A 15,419-nucleotide genomic window follows, 5' to 3' on the forward strand; every position below is an offset into this window, starting at 1 on the left:
CGTCCACATGAGCTTGATCCGCCCCTTGAAATTCGGCTCTGCAGCGCTTTCCGACACGGAGGCCCGCGCGCTCTGCGGCAGTATCCTGGTCGACATGATGGGGGGACTGAGCGTCAGCCTCGAGGGTGGCGACATCAGCGGATCGACGGGGCTTTACTGGCACGACCCTTCTCTGTTGCTCGCGACCCTCTATTTCCCGAGGACGCTTGTCCGCCTTACCTGCGAGGGCAGTGGCGACCGGGGCGTGGTGCTCCTGCGCTCGGTCGGCCAGTCGATGATCGTGGAGCATGGGCGATCCCGGATCGAGGCTGCCAGCGGAGATGTGGTTTTCCTTCCGGCGCAGAACGGATTGCGCATCATCATCTCCGAAGGCGGGCGCCTCGATTGCGCGTATCTGCCGGAACAGGCCGTTGACCAGCACCGGGCCTGCCTCGACGTGCTGATGCTGAAGACCGTGCCGGCCGCCTGCCTGCCTTTGCACATGCTGACCAGCTATGCCGGTTATCTCCTGCAACGCGAGCAGCAGACGGCCGAAGACGTGGCCATGATGGTGAGCCATTTCTACGATTTTCTGCCACTGCTCTCGCAGGCCCTGGGTGGCGCGGCCAAGGAGGCGGCACCGGACAACCGGCTGGCGCGCATCCGGGCGCTGATCGACGTGCGCCTGGGCGACGGTGGCTTTTCAATCAATGACGTGGCGGAGGCCGAGGGCATTACACCCCGGGCCATCCAGAAACTGTTTTCGCGCGAAGGCACCACTTTTTCCCGCCACGTGCTGGAAAGGCGGCTGGAGCGGGCAAAGGCGGTAATGATGGCCTCTGGCGAGCGCATGTCGATTGCCGAAGTCGCCTATCAATGCGGCTTCAACGACTTGTCCTATTTCAACCGGTCGTTCCGCAGCCGCTACCAGATCCGGCCGTCGGACCTCAAGCGGCAGGTTCGGCCGGCTGCCTGAGTCGGCGCAGCATCGAAAGCGACAGCGCGATGCCGAGAACGGAGATGACCGTTGCCAGCGAGAAGAGTGAAGCGTAACCGACGCGATCGGCGATGATGCCGGCAATCGAGGTGCCGATGATATAGACCACCAGTTCGGCGCAGGCGAGAAGCGTGAAATCGGTGCCGGGCTGGTCGTCGGAGGCGGATTTCATGAAAAAGGAATAGATCGCCACCAGTTCCATGTAGCGGATCAGCGTCTGGAAACCGGAGGCTGCGAGCGCCACGGCAATGCCGGGGGCAAGACCGAAGGCATTGAGCGAAAAGGCAAGGAAACACAGGCTGCGCAGCCCGCCAAGCAGAAGCAGCGTTGATCCCAGGCCGAGCCGGCGGATGACGAGCGCCGCGAGCAGCGCGCCGGCCATTCCCGCCGTAGCGGCCGCCGTGCCGGAGAGATAACCGATCCAGTCCGTGGGAACCTTGATGTCGACGAGATAGGCGCCTTCCATGCCACGCACCAGGCCTTCACTCGCCCGATAGCTGAGCGCAAAGCCGAGGATCAGTAAGGCCTGGGGCCGCCGGAAGAAGGCGCCGAGACTGGGGCGCAGCCGATCGGCTGTTTCAACGCCTTCCTGCTGTTCCGCCATGAACAGGGTGGCGAGGAGCGGCAGGAGCGAGAGCACGGCGACGGTGAGGATGGTCGGTGTCCAGCCGATCTGCTTGACGAGAACCAGAACCAGCGTGCCGCCGATGATGACCCCGAGCGCGACGGCTCCCGCCTGCACGGCATTGCCGATGGCCCGCGAGCCGCCCTTCAGGTGGCGCACGGCATAGCCGTCGGTTGCGATATCCTGCAGCGACGACAGAAGTGCGATCAAAAAGCCGAGGCCGAAGAGCGGCAGTGCCTGCGACGGATCGAAAAAGGCCATGGCGGCGATGGAAAGCGACACCAGAGCCTGCGTCGGCACGATCCAGCCCCGGCGATGGCCGAACCGCGGCATAAGCTTGTGGCGATCGACATAGGGCGCGACCGCGAATTTTAACACCAGCGGCAGCATCAGCAGCGAAAACAGCCCGATCGCCGTGCGCGAGGCGCCGGCTTCACGCATCAGCGGCGGAAGCGCCACGAGCAGCAGATAGGTCGGGATCCCCTGCGCGAGATAAAGGCCGGCCAGCACGGCATAAAGCTGGAGCATGGCACGGCGCGGGTGAACATCGGCCAGGCGCGCTGCGGACGGGGTCGATGGCGAAGAAACGGAGAGTGACATGGCGGCTTCCGGCGGTCTTGGCCTTCAAGAAAAAAGCGGAGTGCTTCGCTCTTCTTTAGCCGCCAGAAGAATTTCACGCTTGGACAAAAACGAACACGGTGCGGACTTGGGCGAACGGCCGGAGCCGGACGATTGCCCTATCCGCTGGCCGATTGCAATGAACAGACAGGGTGATTGCGGACTACGACTGCCTCTTCGATCCGATCCGCGAGGCGCGTCAGGCCGGGAGCGGCCATCAGCACTCCGACAGATTGGCAAGGGCCGTCCTCCTGCATACCGATCTGATGCGGTTTAAATCACCGCGCGTCGCACGCCTGCGCCATCTCGGCGCATCTTGAGGGCGTTACACCGAACTCCTCCCTGAACCGTCTTGAGAAGTGGGACAGATTGCGGAATCCCCAGTTGAACGCGATGTCGGAGACACTTTTGGGGAAAGGACCCGGACGGGCGAGGTCTGCGCGACATTTCTGCAGCCGCCGCGTGAGGATGATCGAGGCAAGTGTGCTTGCGTCGCCTTCGAACAAGCGATTGAGCTGGCGCAGGCTCATTCCCATTTCATGCGCTATGCCCGTGGGACAGAGTTCGGGGTCCCGCAGATGTGATTCGATATAGTGACTGACGCGGGCGCGCACGGCGGTGTGATAAGATGAGCGCAACTTGCCATTCGAAAAGGCATGGGCGGTCTCAAGAACAGTCCACAGGCGCTCCTCGAGGAATTGCCGCTGGGCGGGTGTCTCAACAAGGCTCAGATCGGTTTCCACGACCTCCCGGAGTGCCCGCGAAACGATCCGCGTGGGGTTGAGCAAGGCGTCGAAACGGACGGCTTCGTTCAGTTCCCAGCGCGGAAATCTCCTGCGAAAATCCTCGCCCGGAATTTCGTAGATCACATGACGCATCTGGGCCGGGAAACCATGCATATAGGGTTTATTGGTGTCGTAGATGACCACATCACCCTCGCCGAGCAAGCTGCAGCATTCTGCCCGGTTAACGAATGCCGAGCCTCTGCGCAGGAATGTCAGGAAAACGCTGTCCTTCTCGAAGCGCCTTAACAGGGAAGGAGAGCGTTCGATGACGTGTTGATTGCCGGTGATGTCGATCATCTTGATCGAGCCGAAATCGCAATACTCGAAGCGTGCTTCCAAGCCGCTTTCGGACATGCTGGTACAACAGAGGCCGACGACGCGCTCCGCGCAACGCTCTTCCCAAAAACTGATACGATCGGTGATTGGGACATTTCTTGTGTCAAACGATATAGCCGGATGGGAGCCGGTCGTCCGCGGCGCTACGTGCGTTCCATTGATCATTGCATCCTCCCCTTTATATACGGCCCTCCCAAGCCGCATCAGTTCTCATGATGATCATACTCAAAAACCAAAAGGGGTCAAACGGTGAGGTATCCGCCGTCAACCGGCAAAACTGTACCGGTGATATAGCTCGCGGCGGGGCTGGCGAGGTAGACGATCGCATCGGCAATTTCCTCAGCCTTGCCCCAGCGCGCAAAAGGAATACGCGCCATGATCGGGCCAGAGGCTGCCTCGTCGGCGAAGAGGCCTTTGCTCAGCGGCGTGACAATCCAGCCCGGCGCAACTGCGTTGACGCGCACGTCGGGTGCATATTCCTGTGCCAAGGATTTGGTCAGCTGGACGATAGCACCCTTTGAGGAGGAGTAGGCCGGCCGATCGGCAGCCCCGAAGGTCGCATACATCGAGGCGATGTTGATGATTGCCGAACCGCTCGCCATCTTCGGTCGTGCCAGGCGAGACGCTTCCATGACGGGGAAGAAGTTGATGGACATCACATCTGCAAACGTTTCGGGGTGCCACTCGTTGCGGTCGCGACTGACGCCGGCGCAATTGATGAGCACGTCAATGCGTGGCAGCGGCTCGATGAGCCAGGCAATCGCTGCAGCGTCACGCACATCCAGTTCCGTCACAGAAACACGCGGTCCGGCAGGCACGTCCTTGCTGCCGGCGTTCAGACCGGCCGCATGCACCTCGGCACCCAGTTCCGCAAAGGCCGATGCCGCCGCTGCCCCGATACCCGATGTTCCGCCAATGACGACAACGGTCTTGTCTTTGAACAGACCCGGCACAAAGCTCATGGCCGCTCTCCTTTTGCGTGGGGATTGATAAGGATTTTCACGTCGCCGGTTGGCGCGCGCAGGCGCTCGAGACCGTCTGTCACGGCGTCAGTCAACGGGATTTCCCGCGTGACGATCCGCGACGGATCGAAGAGGCCGCTCGTGATCATCCCGATGAGGTCGGGGTATACGTCGCGATAGCCGACGGAAGCCATAAGCTCCAGCTCGCGATTGACGATGTCGAAGCCGTTGAGAGAAATGGGCCCATGGCTGAGGCCGACAAGGACAACGCGACCACCCTTGCGCACCGACGCAAGTGCCGCATCGAATGTGGATTGCAGGCCGACCGCCTCGAACGCGACATCTACGCCATCGGCAACCGTGGCAAGTTGCTGATCTTTGGCATTGACGATCTCGGTTGCGCCGAGATCGAGTGCCATCGCCAAACGGGCTTCGGAAACGTCGCTGACGACGACCCGTCTTGCCCCGGCGATGCGGGCAAGTTGTGTGATCAGGAGCCCGATTGGGCCGGCACCGGCCACCGCAACTGTGTCGCCGGCACGTACACGGCCGCGCCGTAAAGCATGAAGGGCAACGGCCGCCGGCTCCAGCACCGCCGCCTGACGATCCGTGACGAGATCCGTCAGGGGATGCAGCATGTAGGCCGGGACGATGGCCTCCTCGGACATTCCTCCGGAACCCATCAGGCCGGCAAATCCCATGTCGACGCAGAGATTGTATTCACCCCGCCGGCAGGCTTCACAACTGCCGCAACGATATTCGGGCTCCACCGCGACCCGTGTGCCCACGGCAATAGTAACACCCGCTGCAGCTTCGGTTACTGTGCCGGCAAATTCGTGGCCAATCACAAGCGGTGCCGCTTCGCCGGAGAGACGATGCAGTTTTCTAACCGGGATCGCCTGCGGCCCATGGGTATATTCGTGCAGGTCGCTGCCGCAAATGCCGCAATAGGACACGGCGAGGCGGACCTCGCCGCTGCGCAGCGGTCGGCGCTGGCGATGTTCGACCCGAACATCGCCAGCGCCGTGCCAGACAGCCGCCAGAAAGCCGGTGTCATTTTCCCTCGACATCAGCGTATCAGTGCATTGATGTAATCAGCGCCGAGCCCAACCTTTTCGTAATGCTCGCGGGCCATGCGGATGTAGTCATGGACGTCGAAATATCCGTTCGGCTCGCCGTCTTCATCCAGCCAGACCAGCGGCCCGGTGACCTTGAAATGTACCCGCATCGGCTCGTCGCTCTCGTAAGCGATCAGGGTGTGCCCTTCACCGGGCGTCTCGTAGACGAAGTCACCGGCTGTCGCGGTCCAGTCGTGTTCGAGGTATCCCCATTTGCCGGAGATCGTGTAGGCAAACACTTCGTGCGGGTGATAATGGCGGTTCACCAGCCCAGCCTTCTTCGCCATGAGCACGTCGCACCACATGTTTTTCTCCGGAGAGATCCAGAGCGGTCTCGACGAAACCGTTTCCGTGAACGGAACGTAATATTTGTCGTCCTCGGTCGGAGCATTTGGAAGATAGACTTCCGGTTTCGCATCCGGCTGAAATACCTTCGTGATGGGCTTGATGTCGCGCCAAAACTCGCTTGTCGCTGCTTCGGGCATGGTGTTCCTCCCTGGATGCCTTCAAGAACGCGGCAAAACCGCCGCCAGTCATACAATAATGATCCTGATCAATCGGGCTTTGCTGAGAAGGACAGAGCTTTTTGCTCACAGGGAAGATTGCATTCCTGCGCCGCGACAAGGCGACTTTCTGGCGCTAACACCAAATTCGGCATGCATTGACGAGGGGGATGCGGGAGGAGCCCGGTCGCCGGGAACGTATCGTCTCGTCGGGCGAAACGCCGAAGGGAGGAACCATCATGACGATATCCAGGATACTGACGCGTCGCACGGCCCTGAAGGGGCTCGGCACCGGGGCGCTCGCCCTTTCTGCTCCGTCCTATCTGCGAGCAGCCTCCAACCCGACGATCCGCGTCGGCTTTGTCAGTCCGCAGACCGGTGCCATGGGCTCCTTCGGCGAGACGGACGCCTACGCACTGGAATTCATCCGCAAGCATATCGGTGCGGGGCTAGATATTCGCGGCAGGACCTATGCCGTCGAGATCATCGGGCGGGACTCGCAGTCAAACGCCAACCGGGCGGCGGAAGTGGCCGGCGAACTGATTCTCAACGAAGAAGTCCAGATCATCATTCCCGCCTCCACAACGGATGTGACATTGCCTGTCTCGGAGCAGGCGGAGCTGAACGGCGTGCCCTCCGTTTCCTCAACCGCGCCCTGGCAGGCGGTCATCATGCCGCGCGGTGGTGATAGCTTCGAATGGACCTACCACTTCTTCTGGGGTCTTGAAGATATCATTGCCTCCTTCGTCAACATGTGGTCGAGCGCCGAGACGAACAAGAAGGTGGGTCTGCTATTGCCGCGAAACACCGACGGCGAAGTCTGGGGCAGCGAGGAATTCGGTCTGCCACCGGCCCTGCGCGCTGCCGGGTTCGAGGTCGTCAAGCCATCTCTTTTCGAGCCGCGCACCAATGACTTCTCCGCCCAGATCTCCGCCTTCAAAAAAGTCGGCTGCGATATTCTCGGCGGGCTCGTCTTCCCCGGTGATCTGCGAACCGCGGCCATCCAGTGCGCGCAACAAGGCTTCAAGCCAAAGATCACCACGATTGCCGCAGGCCTTCTGTTCCCCTCGGCCGTCGAGGCACTCGGCAACCTTGGCAATGGCATGTCGACGGAAGTCTGGTGGACACCGGCTTTCCCCTATGTGTCGACCCTGACTGGCGAAAGTTCGGCTGTCCTTGCGGCCACCTGGGAAGAAAGGACCCGCAAGCAGTGGACCCAGCCGCTGGGTTATTCGCATGCCATCTGGGAGGTCGTGCTCGATACGCTGAAGCGCGCAGAAGATCCCCTCGATCGGACCTCGGTCCGTGATGCATTAAAGGCGACAGACCTCACCACGATGGTCGGCAAGGTAAACTGGGCAAACGGCCCGCACCCCAATGTCTCCAAGACGCCGATCCTTGGCGGGCAGTGGCGCAAGGGCGAGAAATGGCCCTATGATCTGAAGATCGTCGAGGCGAAGACCTACCCGATCATGGAACCTGAAGCCAAGCTGGAGATGATGTCTTGGCAGGGCTGACGTCTGCTGGTGCGGAGGGCCACGCCGGGAAAGCGGCGTTTTTTCACGCCAGAAGCCTTTGCAAGTCCTTCGGTGCCCTGCGCGTAACGCGCGACCTTTCGTTCGACGTGGGGCAGGGCGAAGTGTTCGGCGTGCTCGGTCCGAACGGCGCCGGCAAAACGACGGTGTTCAATCTCATCAGCGGCGATATCACCGCTGATGAGGGGGCTTTGGTTCTGGACGGCCAAGACATGAGCGGAATTCCCGCTTTCAAGCGGGCGGCGCTGGGGATAGGCCGGACCTACCAGATCCCGCGCCCCTACGCACAGATGTCGACCTTCGAAAACCTGCTCGTTTCCGCAATGTTTGCAGGGCAGCTTCTAGGGCAGGCCGCCTACGATCATTGTGCGACAACGCTTGATGAATGCGGGCTTGGCGACAAGGCAAACCGCCCGGCCGGCAGCCTTACACTTCTCGACCGCAAGCGGCTGGAACTGGCCCGTGCCATGGCCGGCAAGCCGAAGCTGCTGCTGCTGGACGAGATCGCGGGTGGCCTGACCGATGGCGAAGCGAAGGATCTCGTGACGCTGATTGCCCGGTTGCGGGATCGCGGCGTGACGATCATCTGGATCGAGCACGTGCTGCACGCCATCATGGCTGTTGCAGACCGGATGATGGTGCTGAGCTTCGGCGAAAAGATTGCCGAGGGCAGGCCGGATGCCGTCATGCAGGATGCAGAGGTCCGTCGGGTCTATATGGGGATCGAGGCATGAACGAGGTGCTGTTGAAGGCCCGCGCGCTCTGCGGCGGCTACCGCGATTTCCAGGCGCTGTTCTCGATCGATTTCGATGTGGCCAAGGGCGAGGCCGTGGCGCTGGTCGGCGCCAATGGCGCTGGTAAATCGACCCTGTTCAAGACGATCGTCGGCCTGCTTCCGGTCAAGAGCGGGACGTTGGCCTTCAATGGTCGCGACATTGCAGCCATGCCAGCCCACGCTCTTTCGGGACAGGGACTGGCGCTCGTTCCGGAAGGTCGTCGGCTCTTCAAGGGGTTGACGGTCGAGGACAATCTGCGCGTCGCTCTCGATCACGCACGCACGATCGAACCGGGCGAAACCGTCTGGACCCATGAGCGTCTGTACGATCTCTTCCCGATCCTCGCCGAGCGCCGGCGCCAGGCGGTGGAGAAGCTATCGGGTGGACAGCAACAGATGGTGGCCATCGGCCGCGCACTCATGGCGCAGCCGAAGCTGCTCCTGTGCGACGAGATCAGCCTCGGCCTTGCACCGAAGGTCATCGGCGAGATCTACGCCATGATCCCCGAGATACGCGCGACGGGCACCGCCATCGTCATCGTAGAGCAGGACGTGTCCCTCGCGCAGCGGTGCGCCGACCGCATCTATTGCATGTTGGAAGGCCGAATCACGCTCACAGGTGCCTCATCGGAGATTTCCCGCGAGCAGATCACAGAAGCCTATTTTGGGGTGAAACATGCGGTGGATTGATGCCATCATCCAGGGCGCGCTGCTCGGCGGGCTCTACGCCCAGTATGCCATCGGCATGTCGCTGATGTTCGGGGTCATGCGGATCGTCAATATCGCGCATGGCGATCTCGTCGTCCTGCTGGCGCTCATCGGCATTTCTCTGGCGGCAGTCTGGGGGCTTGGCCCGGGGTTCCTGGTGCTGCTGCTGGTGCCGATCGGTGCACTTGTCGGGTGGGCGCTCCAGCGTTTCATCCTCAGTCGGGTTGTGGGTGAAGACCCGCTGCCCTCGCTGATCTCGACCTTCGGCATTTCGATTGCCCTGCAAAATGCCATGCTCGCCATCTGGTCCGCCGATACGCGATCGCTTGATGCCGGCGTGCTGGCCAGCAAATCGTTCCAGATCGGCGAAATCTATATCGGCCTTCTGCCCGTTCTCGTGTTCGTGGCAGGCGTCATCCTGACGGCTGGCCTGTCCATTGTGCTAAAGAGCACGAAGTTCGGACGGGCATTGCGGGCAGCTGCCGCCGATCGGGATGCTGCGACCCTCTCTGGTATCGATACGAAATCGGTCTACGCCAAGGCCACGGCGGTGGCGGTAGGCATTCTCGGTATCGCCGCCGTCTTCCAGGCCACCCGGACGACTATCGCGCCGGCCGATGGCGGCGGGCAGCTCATCTATGCCTTCGAGGCCGTCATCATCGGTGGCATGGGCTCGGTATGGGGCGCCTTCCTTGGCGCGATGGTTCTCGGGATCGCTCAAGTTGTAGGCTCCCGGATTGACCCCGGCTGGGGCGTTCTTGCCGGACATCTTGTCTTCCTCGTCGTTCTCGCATGGCGCCCGCAGGGCATCATGTCTCGCAAATAAGGTGCTGCGACATGACAGATCCTCATCTTGCGACGGTGCGCCGTCAGACACGCTCCAGCCGCATTGCCATTGCCTGCGGGTTGCTTCTCGTGTTGGCCATTCCGACCATGCCGTTCTGGGCATCTGGCGGTCATATTCGCTGGGCCATCGAACTTTCGTGTTTTATCGCCATTGCACAGATGTGGAACCTGCTTGCCGGTTATGGAGGCATGGTGTCCGTTGGACAGCAGGCGTTCATCGGTGTTGGCGGTTATGCACTCTTCGTTCTTGTCACCTTTCTCGGGGTTGATCCCTTCCTCGCGGTGCCGCTTTCCGTCATCCTGCCTGCACTCGTCGCGGCTCTGGCCTATATGCTGCTGCGACGCCTCGATGGTCCTTACTTTGCCATCGGCACCTGGGTTCTTGCCGAAGTCCTCAGGTTGATAACTTCCAATATCGGAGCGGTGAATGCAGGCTCCGGCATGACGCTCAAGGCGATGGCGAAATACAGTGCCCATCAACGCGAGATCGGCCTGACGCTTCTGGTTGCGCTGCTGCTGTTGCTGACAATCGGCGGGACATATCTGCTGATGCGGTCGCGGCTTGGCCTTGCCCTCACAGCCATGCGCGACGATGCGGTCGCTGCGTCGTCGCAAGGTGTTGATGTCGGCCGCATGCGCTTTTCGGTCTATGTCTTGGCGGCTATCGGCACCGGACTGGCGGGCGCCATCTATTTCATGGCGCAGTTGCGCATTTCTCCCACAAGCGCATTCGATCCTTACTGGTCGTCCATCTGTATTTTCACAGTCATGGTCGGTGGGATCGGGCGGCTGGAAGGCCCGATCATCGGCGCGCTTCTATACTTCTTCGCAACACGGCTTTTCGGCCAATACGGTTCCGCATATCTGGTCGTTCTTGGTCTCCTGACCCTCGCCGCGGCAATATACGCACCAACCGGTCTCTGGGGCCTGATTGCGCGTCTAGGACAGTGGTCTTGGCTTCCCACTGGCTATATCCTTAAAAGGACGGATTGACGCGGTGTTGTTTTACCACCTTGCGGCATGCCACCTACAGGATCGGTGGGGCGAGCTTGTCGATGTACACAGGCCATGAAATGCGCGAAACGGCGGTTTCCGATGGGCTCTCCTTCGGTATGACACGTCAGGCAATGTCATGCCGTCGATCCTCGACTGGAGATCCAATCCTCAGGCTCTAGCCGACACTGGCATCGATCCATGCATGGGTCTGGTCCAGGATTTCATCGGAAAGCGCGGGGTCGTCTATAGCCCGCGACAGGATGACAGCTCCCACCATTGCTGCCCAACTTCCGATCGCTCGCCGGCGCTTGTCGGCCGGATTCTGCTCCGGGAGCGCCTTCTCGATGCGGGCTATCTGCGCGACGAGACCTTCTGTCATGGCGGCTTTCGCTGCAGGCGTCTGGTGACGAATTGCAGCGGCGAGACCTGCGGTCGGGCAGCCGCCGGCCGGATTGTCACGATGGCGTGGCGCCAGATAGGAGCGCACGAAAGCGCTGAAATCGCCGTCGCCGACGCTATCGGCGGCAAGGGCATTCGCCAGTGTCTGCGCGATCAGGTCGTCCTTCGAACTGAAATGACCATAAAAGCCGCCATGTGTCAGGCCCGCGGCCTTCATCACTTCCGCGACGCTGACGGCATCGAACCCCTTGTCCTTAAACAAGCGACTGGCGACGTCCAGGATTCTGCGTCGGTTCTCCGCCATCTGTTCTCGGCTGACCTTCATTGAAATTTCTCCGCGGCAATCGTTGACATTTACATGATGAGCATCATATAAAGAGCCAATCATGATCTATGTCATGAATATAAGACCAATTACAGAAAAGAGCAATCCGATGAGCCAAATTCCTGCAGTTCTTGTGACGGGCGCCTCCACCGGCATTGGCGCCACCTATGCCGAGCGGTTCGCGCGGCGCGGGCACGACCTGGTGCTGGTTGCCCGCGACGTGGCGCGCATGGAGGCAGTTGCGAGCCGTCTGCGTCAGGAAACAGGCGTGGCGGTCGACATCCTTCAAGCCGACCTGACGCAGGCTGCTGATCTTGCCAAGGTGGAGGAACGGCTGCGCAACGATGCGCATATCGGCATCCTCATCAATAATGCCGGAACGGCAATGGGTGGATCATTCGTCCAGCAGAGCACCGACGACATGGCCCGGCTTGTCGCTCTCAACACCACGGCCCTCGTGAGGCTTGCCAGCGCCATTGCTCCGAGGCTCGCCGCGGCAGGCGAGGGGGCAATCGTGAACATCGGTTCCGTGGTCGGTCTGGCGCCTGAATATGGCATGACGGTGTACGGCGCGACCAAGGCCTTCGTGCTGTTCCTGTCCCAGGGGCTCAGCCTCGAACTTGGGCCGAAGGGCGTCTATGTCCAGGCGGTGCTGCCTGCCACGACCCGAACCGAGATCTGGGACCATGTCGGTGCCGACGTCAACGCGATGAAAAACGTCATGGAAGTGGGCGATCTCGTGGATGCGGCGCTGGTTGGTTTCGACCGTCGCGAGGTGGTTACCATTCCGCCGCTTCCCGATGCCGGCCAGTGGGACGCGTTCGATCTCGCGCGCAAGACCATGATGGCCAATTTTGGCAATGCGCTTCCGGGCGAGCGCTACCGCAACCCTGCCTGAGCAATCGGATCTTGAGCCCGACACACACCGCTGTTGCGGTAACGATATAGGTATAGCATGACCAACAACACGCTTTTTGAGCCCTACACTCTCGGCTCCATGACTCTTTCCAACCGCGTCGTCATGGCGCCCCTCACGCGCAATCGCGCTGGTGCAGGCCTCGTGCCGAGCGAGTTCGCCGCGCAATATTATGCCCAGCGCGCAAGCGCCGGTCTCATCATTACCGAAGCGACGCAGGTCTCCCGGCAGGCCCAGGGCTACCAGGATACGCCCGGGCTCTACACAAGCGAGCAGATCGCGGGCTGGCAGACGGTGACAGACGCGGTGCATGCCAAGGGCGGACGGATCTTCGTTCAGCTCTGGCATGTTGGTCGCGTCAGCCATGTCGATCTTCTTGGCGGTGACGCACCGGTCGCCCCTTCAGCGATCCGTGCCGCAACCAAGACGTTCGTGAACAACGGTTTTGCTGACGTGTCCGAGCCGCGTGCGCTTGAGCTTGATGAGCTTGCAGGCATTATCGACGATTTCCGGCAGGCAGCAGCCAACGCCATCAAGGCTGGTTTCGACGGTGTCGAAGTCCACGGCGCCAATGGCTACCTGCTCGAACAGTTTGCCAAGGATGGCGCCAATGTTCGCACAGACGCCTATGGCGGCTCTGTGGAAAATCGCGCCCGCCTGATGCTGGAAGTCACTGCGGCGGTTGCACAGGAAATCGGCGCTGCCCGTACCGGCATCCGGATTTCGCCTGTCTCGCCCGCCAACGGGATTTCCAGCAGCGATCCACAGGCCCAGTATGACTATATCGTCGACCAGCTGGAAGCGCTCGGCATTGCCTACATTCACGTCGTTGAAGGTGCCACGGGCGGCCCGCGCGATGTTGCACCTTTCGACTACGGCTCGTTGCGCCGGCGGTTCAGCAAAACCTACATCGCTAACAACGGTTATGATCTCGAACTCGCGACCTCCCAGCTTGCTGAAGGCAAGGCGGACCTGTTTGCATTCGGCAAACCGTTCATCGCCAATCCCGATCTGGTCGCACGTCTGCAGGGCGGGGCGCCTCTCAACCAGATCGATCCTGCCACGATCTATGGTGGTGGCGCTGCAGGCTACGTTGATTATCCCACCCTTGCGGACGCATCCGGCAAGTGAAGCTTGGGGCCGCATTTCGGTGCGGCCCCGCATCTGCGGATCATCACTCTTCGACAACTCCAACGGCACGGCGGCCAGATGCTGCGCGCCAGATCGAGAAGAAAGCTATGGCGCCCTTTGCATCGCAAGGACAGAAGACGGCTTTTGTAACCGGAGCTTCCAGTGGCATCGGCAAGGCGACCGCCTTTGCGCTTGCGCGTGCGGGCTATCGTGTCATTGGGACCAGCCGCAAGGTGGCATCCGGCGAGATCCGCGATGGCATACGCATGATCGCTTGCGATGTGACCTCTGACGCGTCTGTGTCTGCTGCTGTGGCGGCGGCCCATGCTGAACTGGGGCGCATCGACCTCCTGATCAACAATGCCGGTTACGCCGTGTCAGGGGCCGCAGAGGAAAGCTCGATAGAGCAGGTCCGTGCGCTGTTTGACACCAATTTTCTCGGTGTGGTGCGCGTGACGAATGCGGTTCTGCCGATCATGCGTCAGCAGGCCTTTGGCCGGATCCTCAACATCGGCTCGGTCGTGGGGCTGATACCGGGGCCTTTCGGTGCCTATTACACGGCGAGCAAGCACGCGATCGAGGGTTATTCGGAATCGCTGGACCATGAGGTGCGGCCGTTCGGGATCCGGGTTGCCGTGATCGAGCCTTGGGCCACAAAAACGTCCATCGAGGCCAACTCGCCGCAGGGTGATCGTCCGGTTGCAGCCTATCGCCAGACATTTGCCCGATACCAGGCCGCGTTTGAGGCTGCCATGGCGGCTGGCGACACGGCGGATGATGTCGCGGCAACCATCGTGAAGGCTGCGCAGGCCAGGGTGCCGCGGCTGCGCTACCCTTCAGGCAACGCTGCCCGCCAAACCTCGTTTGCAAGGCGTTTCCTGCCGCGCGCCCTATTCGACCGTATCTTGCGCAAGCAGTTCAATATCGCCTGAGATCTCAAGTCCCATTTTAAGGCCCGATCGCGGGCAATGCAGGACCAACATGACAGACGTATCCACATCGCCGCCGGCGGCCCGCTACATCGATGCCCCGAACCGCTTCATCACCGTCGGGGAAACCCGCTTTGCCTATCGTGAACTTGGTCCACGCGGCGCAGTGCCATTGGTGCTGCTGAACCACTGGGGCGCGGTACTGGACAATTTCGACCCAAGGATTGTCGATGGACTTGCGGTCTCCCATCACGTGATTGCGGTTGACTACCGGGGGATCGGCCATTCCGGCGGGTCTTCTCCGGTGACGATAGACGAGATGGCCCGCGATGCGATCGAGATGATCGGCAAGCTGGGTTTTGGCACGGTGGACCTGATGGGCTTTTCGCTGGGCGGCTTTGTGGCGCAGGATGTTGCGCTGAAAGCCCCCGGTCTGGTGCGCAAGCTGATTTTGACCGGCACCGGTCCAGCAGGAGGAGCCGGTATTGCAAGGGTGGGGTCTGTGTCCTGGCCGTTGATCCTCAAGGGCATGCTGACGCTGCGCGACCCGAAAACTTATCTGTTCTTCACCTCGACCGCCAATGGTCGCCGGGCAGCCAGGGATTTTCTGGCGCGTTTGAAAGAGCGTAGACTGGATCGCGACAAGGGGCCGACACCCCGTGCCTTTCTGCGCCAGCTTGCCGCTATCAAGGCTTGGGGCCGTCAGGCACCACAGGATCTGGGCCGCATTCGTATTCCCGTTCTTGTGGCCAATGGCGACAATGACATTATGGTGCCGACGCTCAACAGCCGCGATATGGCCCGACGCATCCCGAATGCTGAACTGTTGATCTATGACGATGCCGGCCATGGCGGCATCTTCCAATATCATGCTGAGTTTGTGCCGAAGGCCTTGGCGTTCTTGGCCGCGTGACCCGATAAATTTCAAACCGGAGA

16 protein-coding genes are annotated in these 15,419 nt (G+C 61.1%); 10 read left to right on the forward strand and 6 right to left on the reverse strand.

Annotation, left to right across the window (positions count from 1 at the left end; genetic code table 11):
• Nucleotides 1-7: 7 nt before the first annotated feature.
• Entirely contained in the window at nt 8-955 is a 948-nt protein-coding gene (locus AC4CWF_RS08490; protein ID WP_491284878.1) for a helix-turn-helix transcriptional regulator, read from the forward strand.
• Here the strand turns inward: AC4CWF_RS08490 and AC4CWF_RS08495 are convergent.
• From AC4CWF_RS08495 to AC4CWF_RS08515, 5 genes are all read right to left on the reverse strand, one after another.
• The gene (locus AC4CWF_RS08495; RefSeq protein WP_491285304.1) at nt 927-2,129 is read right to left on the reverse strand and encodes a RhtX/FptX family siderophore transporter; all 1,203 of its coding nucleotides are present in this window, start codon (nt 2,127-2,129) and stop codon (nt 927-929) included. The two genes, AC4CWF_RS08490 and AC4CWF_RS08495, sit on opposite strands and share 29 nt — an antisense overlap.
• 368 nt (nt 2,130-2,497) lie before the next feature.
• Nucleotides 2,498-3,505, reverse strand: coding sequence for a helix-turn-helix domain-containing protein (locus AC4CWF_RS08500; RefSeq protein WP_491284880.1), 1,008 nt, complete (start codon nt 3,503-3,505; stop codon nt 2,498-2,500).
• A gap of 77 nt (nt 3,506-3,582) precedes the next feature.
• Nucleotides 3,583-4,302 (reverse strand): SDR family NAD(P)-dependent oxidoreductase, encoded by a 720-nt coding sequence (locus AC4CWF_RS08505; RefSeq protein ID WP_491284882.1) that lies wholly within the window; start codon nt 4,300-4,302, stop codon nt 3,583-3,585.
• Nucleotides 4,299-5,372, reverse strand: a complete 1,074-nt coding sequence (locus tag AC4CWF_RS08510) for a 2,3-butanediol dehydrogenase (RefSeq protein ID WP_491284884.1) — start codon at nt 5,370-5,372, stop codon at nt 4,299-4,301. Before AC4CWF_RS08510 ends, AC4CWF_RS08505 begins: the two co-directional genes overlap by 4 nt.
• Nucleotides 5,372-5,905, reverse strand: a complete 534-nt coding sequence (locus tag AC4CWF_RS08515) for a 2,4'-dihydroxyacetophenone dioxygenase family protein (protein WP_110801647.1) — start codon at nt 5,903-5,905, stop codon at nt 5,372-5,374. The genes AC4CWF_RS08510 and AC4CWF_RS08515 overlap by 1 nt, the downstream gene beginning before the upstream one ends.
• Before the next feature lie 257 nt (nt 5,906-6,162).
• On the opposite strand from AC4CWF_RS08515, the gene AC4CWF_RS08520 reads away from it, so the two are divergent.
• The 5 genes from AC4CWF_RS08520 to AC4CWF_RS08540 are packed head-to-tail and all read left to right on the forward strand — an operon-like array spanning nt 6,163 to nt 10,780.
• Complete coding sequence (locus AC4CWF_RS08520) at nt 6,163-7,440, forward strand: ABC transporter substrate-binding protein (RefSeq protein ID WP_491284887.1); 1,278 nt, start codon at nt 6,163-6,165, stop codon at nt 7,438-7,440.
• Nucleotides 7,437-8,192: an ABC transporter ATP-binding protein gene (locus AC4CWF_RS08525; protein ID WP_491285306.1), complete on the forward strand. Its 756-nt coding sequence runs from the start codon at nt 7,437-7,439 to the stop codon at nt 8,190-8,192. The genes AC4CWF_RS08520 and AC4CWF_RS08525 overlap by 4 nt, the downstream gene beginning before the upstream one ends.
• Entirely contained in the window at nt 8,189-8,923 is a 735-nt protein-coding gene (locus AC4CWF_RS08530; protein WP_491284889.1) for an ABC transporter ATP-binding protein, read from the forward strand. Before AC4CWF_RS08525 ends, AC4CWF_RS08530 begins: the two co-directional genes overlap by 4 nt.
• Entirely contained in the window at nt 8,910-9,767 is an 858-nt protein-coding gene (locus AC4CWF_RS08535; RefSeq protein ID WP_491284891.1) for a branched-chain amino acid ABC transporter permease, read from the forward strand. Before AC4CWF_RS08530 ends, AC4CWF_RS08535 begins: the two co-directional genes overlap by 14 nt.
• Nucleotides 9,768-9,778: 11 nt before the next feature.
• On the forward strand, nt 9,779-10,780 hold the full coding sequence (locus AC4CWF_RS08540) for a branched-chain amino acid ABC transporter permease (RefSeq protein ID WP_491284893.1): 1,002 nt from the start codon (nt 9,779-9,781) through the stop codon (nt 10,778-10,780).
• A gap of 178 nt (nt 10,781-10,958) precedes the next feature.
• On the opposite strand, the gene AC4CWF_RS08545 is transcribed toward AC4CWF_RS08540, so the two are convergent.
• Nucleotides 10,959-11,507 carry a TetR/AcrR family transcriptional regulator gene (locus AC4CWF_RS08545; protein WP_491284895.1) on the reverse strand — a complete coding sequence of 183 codons (549 nt, stop codon included), beginning with the start codon at nt 11,505-11,507 and terminating at the stop codon, nt 10,959-10,961.
• A gap of 109 nt (nt 11,508-11,616) precedes the next feature.
• Between AC4CWF_RS08545 and AC4CWF_RS08550 the strand changes: the two genes are divergently transcribed.
• The 4 genes from AC4CWF_RS08550 to AC4CWF_RS08565 all read left to right on the forward strand — a co-directional run bounded on the left by AC4CWF_RS08550 (nt 11,617) and on the right by AC4CWF_RS08565 (nt 15,396).
• The gene (locus AC4CWF_RS08550) at nt 11,617-12,405 is read left to right on the forward strand and encodes an SDR family NAD(P)-dependent oxidoreductase (RefSeq protein ID WP_491284897.1); all 789 of its coding nucleotides are present in this window, start codon (nt 11,617-11,619) and stop codon (nt 12,403-12,405) included.
• Nucleotides 12,406-12,462: 57 nt separating this feature from the next.
• The gene (locus AC4CWF_RS08555) at nt 12,463-13,554 is read left to right on the forward strand and encodes an alkene reductase (RefSeq protein WP_491284899.1); all 1,092 of its coding nucleotides are present in this window, start codon (nt 12,463-12,465) and stop codon (nt 13,552-13,554) included.
• Between the two features lie 107 nt (nt 13,555-13,661).
• A complete protein-coding gene (locus AC4CWF_RS08560) occupies nt 13,662-14,486 on the forward strand; it encodes an oxidoreductase (RefSeq protein ID WP_491284901.1) in 825 nt (274 codons plus the stop codon).
• A gap of 49 nt (nt 14,487-14,535) precedes the next feature.
• Complete coding sequence (locus AC4CWF_RS08565) at nt 14,536-15,396, forward strand: alpha/beta fold hydrolase (protein ID WP_491284903.1); 861 nt, start codon at nt 14,536-14,538, stop codon at nt 15,394-15,396.
• Nucleotides 15,397-15,419: the final 23 nt, after the last annotated feature.

This window comes from Neorhizobium sp. PAMB6630, assembly GCF_058242775.1.

What these genes read in the sequence shown, in the direction of transcription:
- AC4CWF_RS08490 (WP_491284878.1), top strand. Translation starts at nt 8, where the DNA reads ATGAGCTTGATCCGCCCCTTGAAATTCGGCTCTGCAGCGCTTTCCGAC.
- AC4CWF_RS08495 (WP_491285304.1), bottom strand. Translation starts at nt 2,129, where the DNA reads ATGCTCCAGCTTTATGCCGTGCTGGCCGGCCTTTATCTCGCGCAGGGG.
- AC4CWF_RS08500 (WP_491284880.1), bottom strand. Translation starts at nt 3,505, where the DNA reads ATGATCAATGGAACGCACGTAGCGCCGCGGACGACCGGCTCCCATCCG.
- AC4CWF_RS08505 (WP_491284882.1), bottom strand. Translation starts at nt 4,302, where the DNA reads ATGAGCTTTGTGCCGGGTCTGTTCAAAGACAAGACCGTTGTCGTCATT.
- AC4CWF_RS08510 (WP_491284884.1), bottom strand. Translation starts at nt 5,372, where the DNA reads ATGTCGAGGGAAAATGACACCGGCTTTCTGGCGGCTGTCTGGCACGGC.
- AC4CWF_RS08515 (WP_110801647.1), bottom strand. Translation starts at nt 5,905, where the DNA reads ATGCCCGAAGCAGCGACAAGCGAGTTTTGGCGCGACATCAAGCCCATC.
- AC4CWF_RS08520 (WP_491284887.1), top strand. Translation starts at nt 6,163, where the DNA reads ATGACGATATCCAGGATACTGACGCGTCGCACGGCCCTGAAGGGGCTC.
- AC4CWF_RS08530 (WP_491284889.1), top strand. Translation starts at nt 8,189, where the DNA reads ATGAACGAGGTGCTGTTGAAGGCCCGCGCGCTCTGCGGCGGCTACCGC.
- AC4CWF_RS08535 (WP_491284891.1), top strand. Translation starts at nt 8,910, where the DNA reads ATGCGGTGGATTGATGCCATCATCCAGGGCGCGCTGCTCGGCGGGCTC.
- AC4CWF_RS08540 (WP_491284893.1), top strand. Translation starts at nt 9,779, where the DNA reads ATGACAGATCCTCATCTTGCGACGGTGCGCCGTCAGACACGCTCCAGC.
- AC4CWF_RS08545 (WP_491284895.1), bottom strand. Translation starts at nt 11,507, where the DNA reads ATGAAGGTCAGCCGAGAACAGATGGCGGAGAACCGACGCAGAATCCTG.
- AC4CWF_RS08550 (WP_491284897.1), top strand. Translation starts at nt 11,617, where the DNA reads ATGAGCCAAATTCCTGCAGTTCTTGTGACGGGCGCCTCCACCGGCATT.
- AC4CWF_RS08555 (WP_491284899.1), top strand. Translation starts at nt 12,463, where the DNA reads ATGACCAACAACACGCTTTTTGAGCCCTACACTCTCGGCTCCATGACT.
- AC4CWF_RS08560 (WP_491284901.1), top strand. Translation starts at nt 13,662, where the DNA reads ATGGCGCCCTTTGCATCGCAAGGACAGAAGACGGCTTTTGTAACCGGA.
- AC4CWF_RS08565 (WP_491284903.1), top strand. Translation starts at nt 14,536, where the DNA reads ATGACAGACGTATCCACATCGCCGCCGGCGGCCCGCTACATCGATGCC.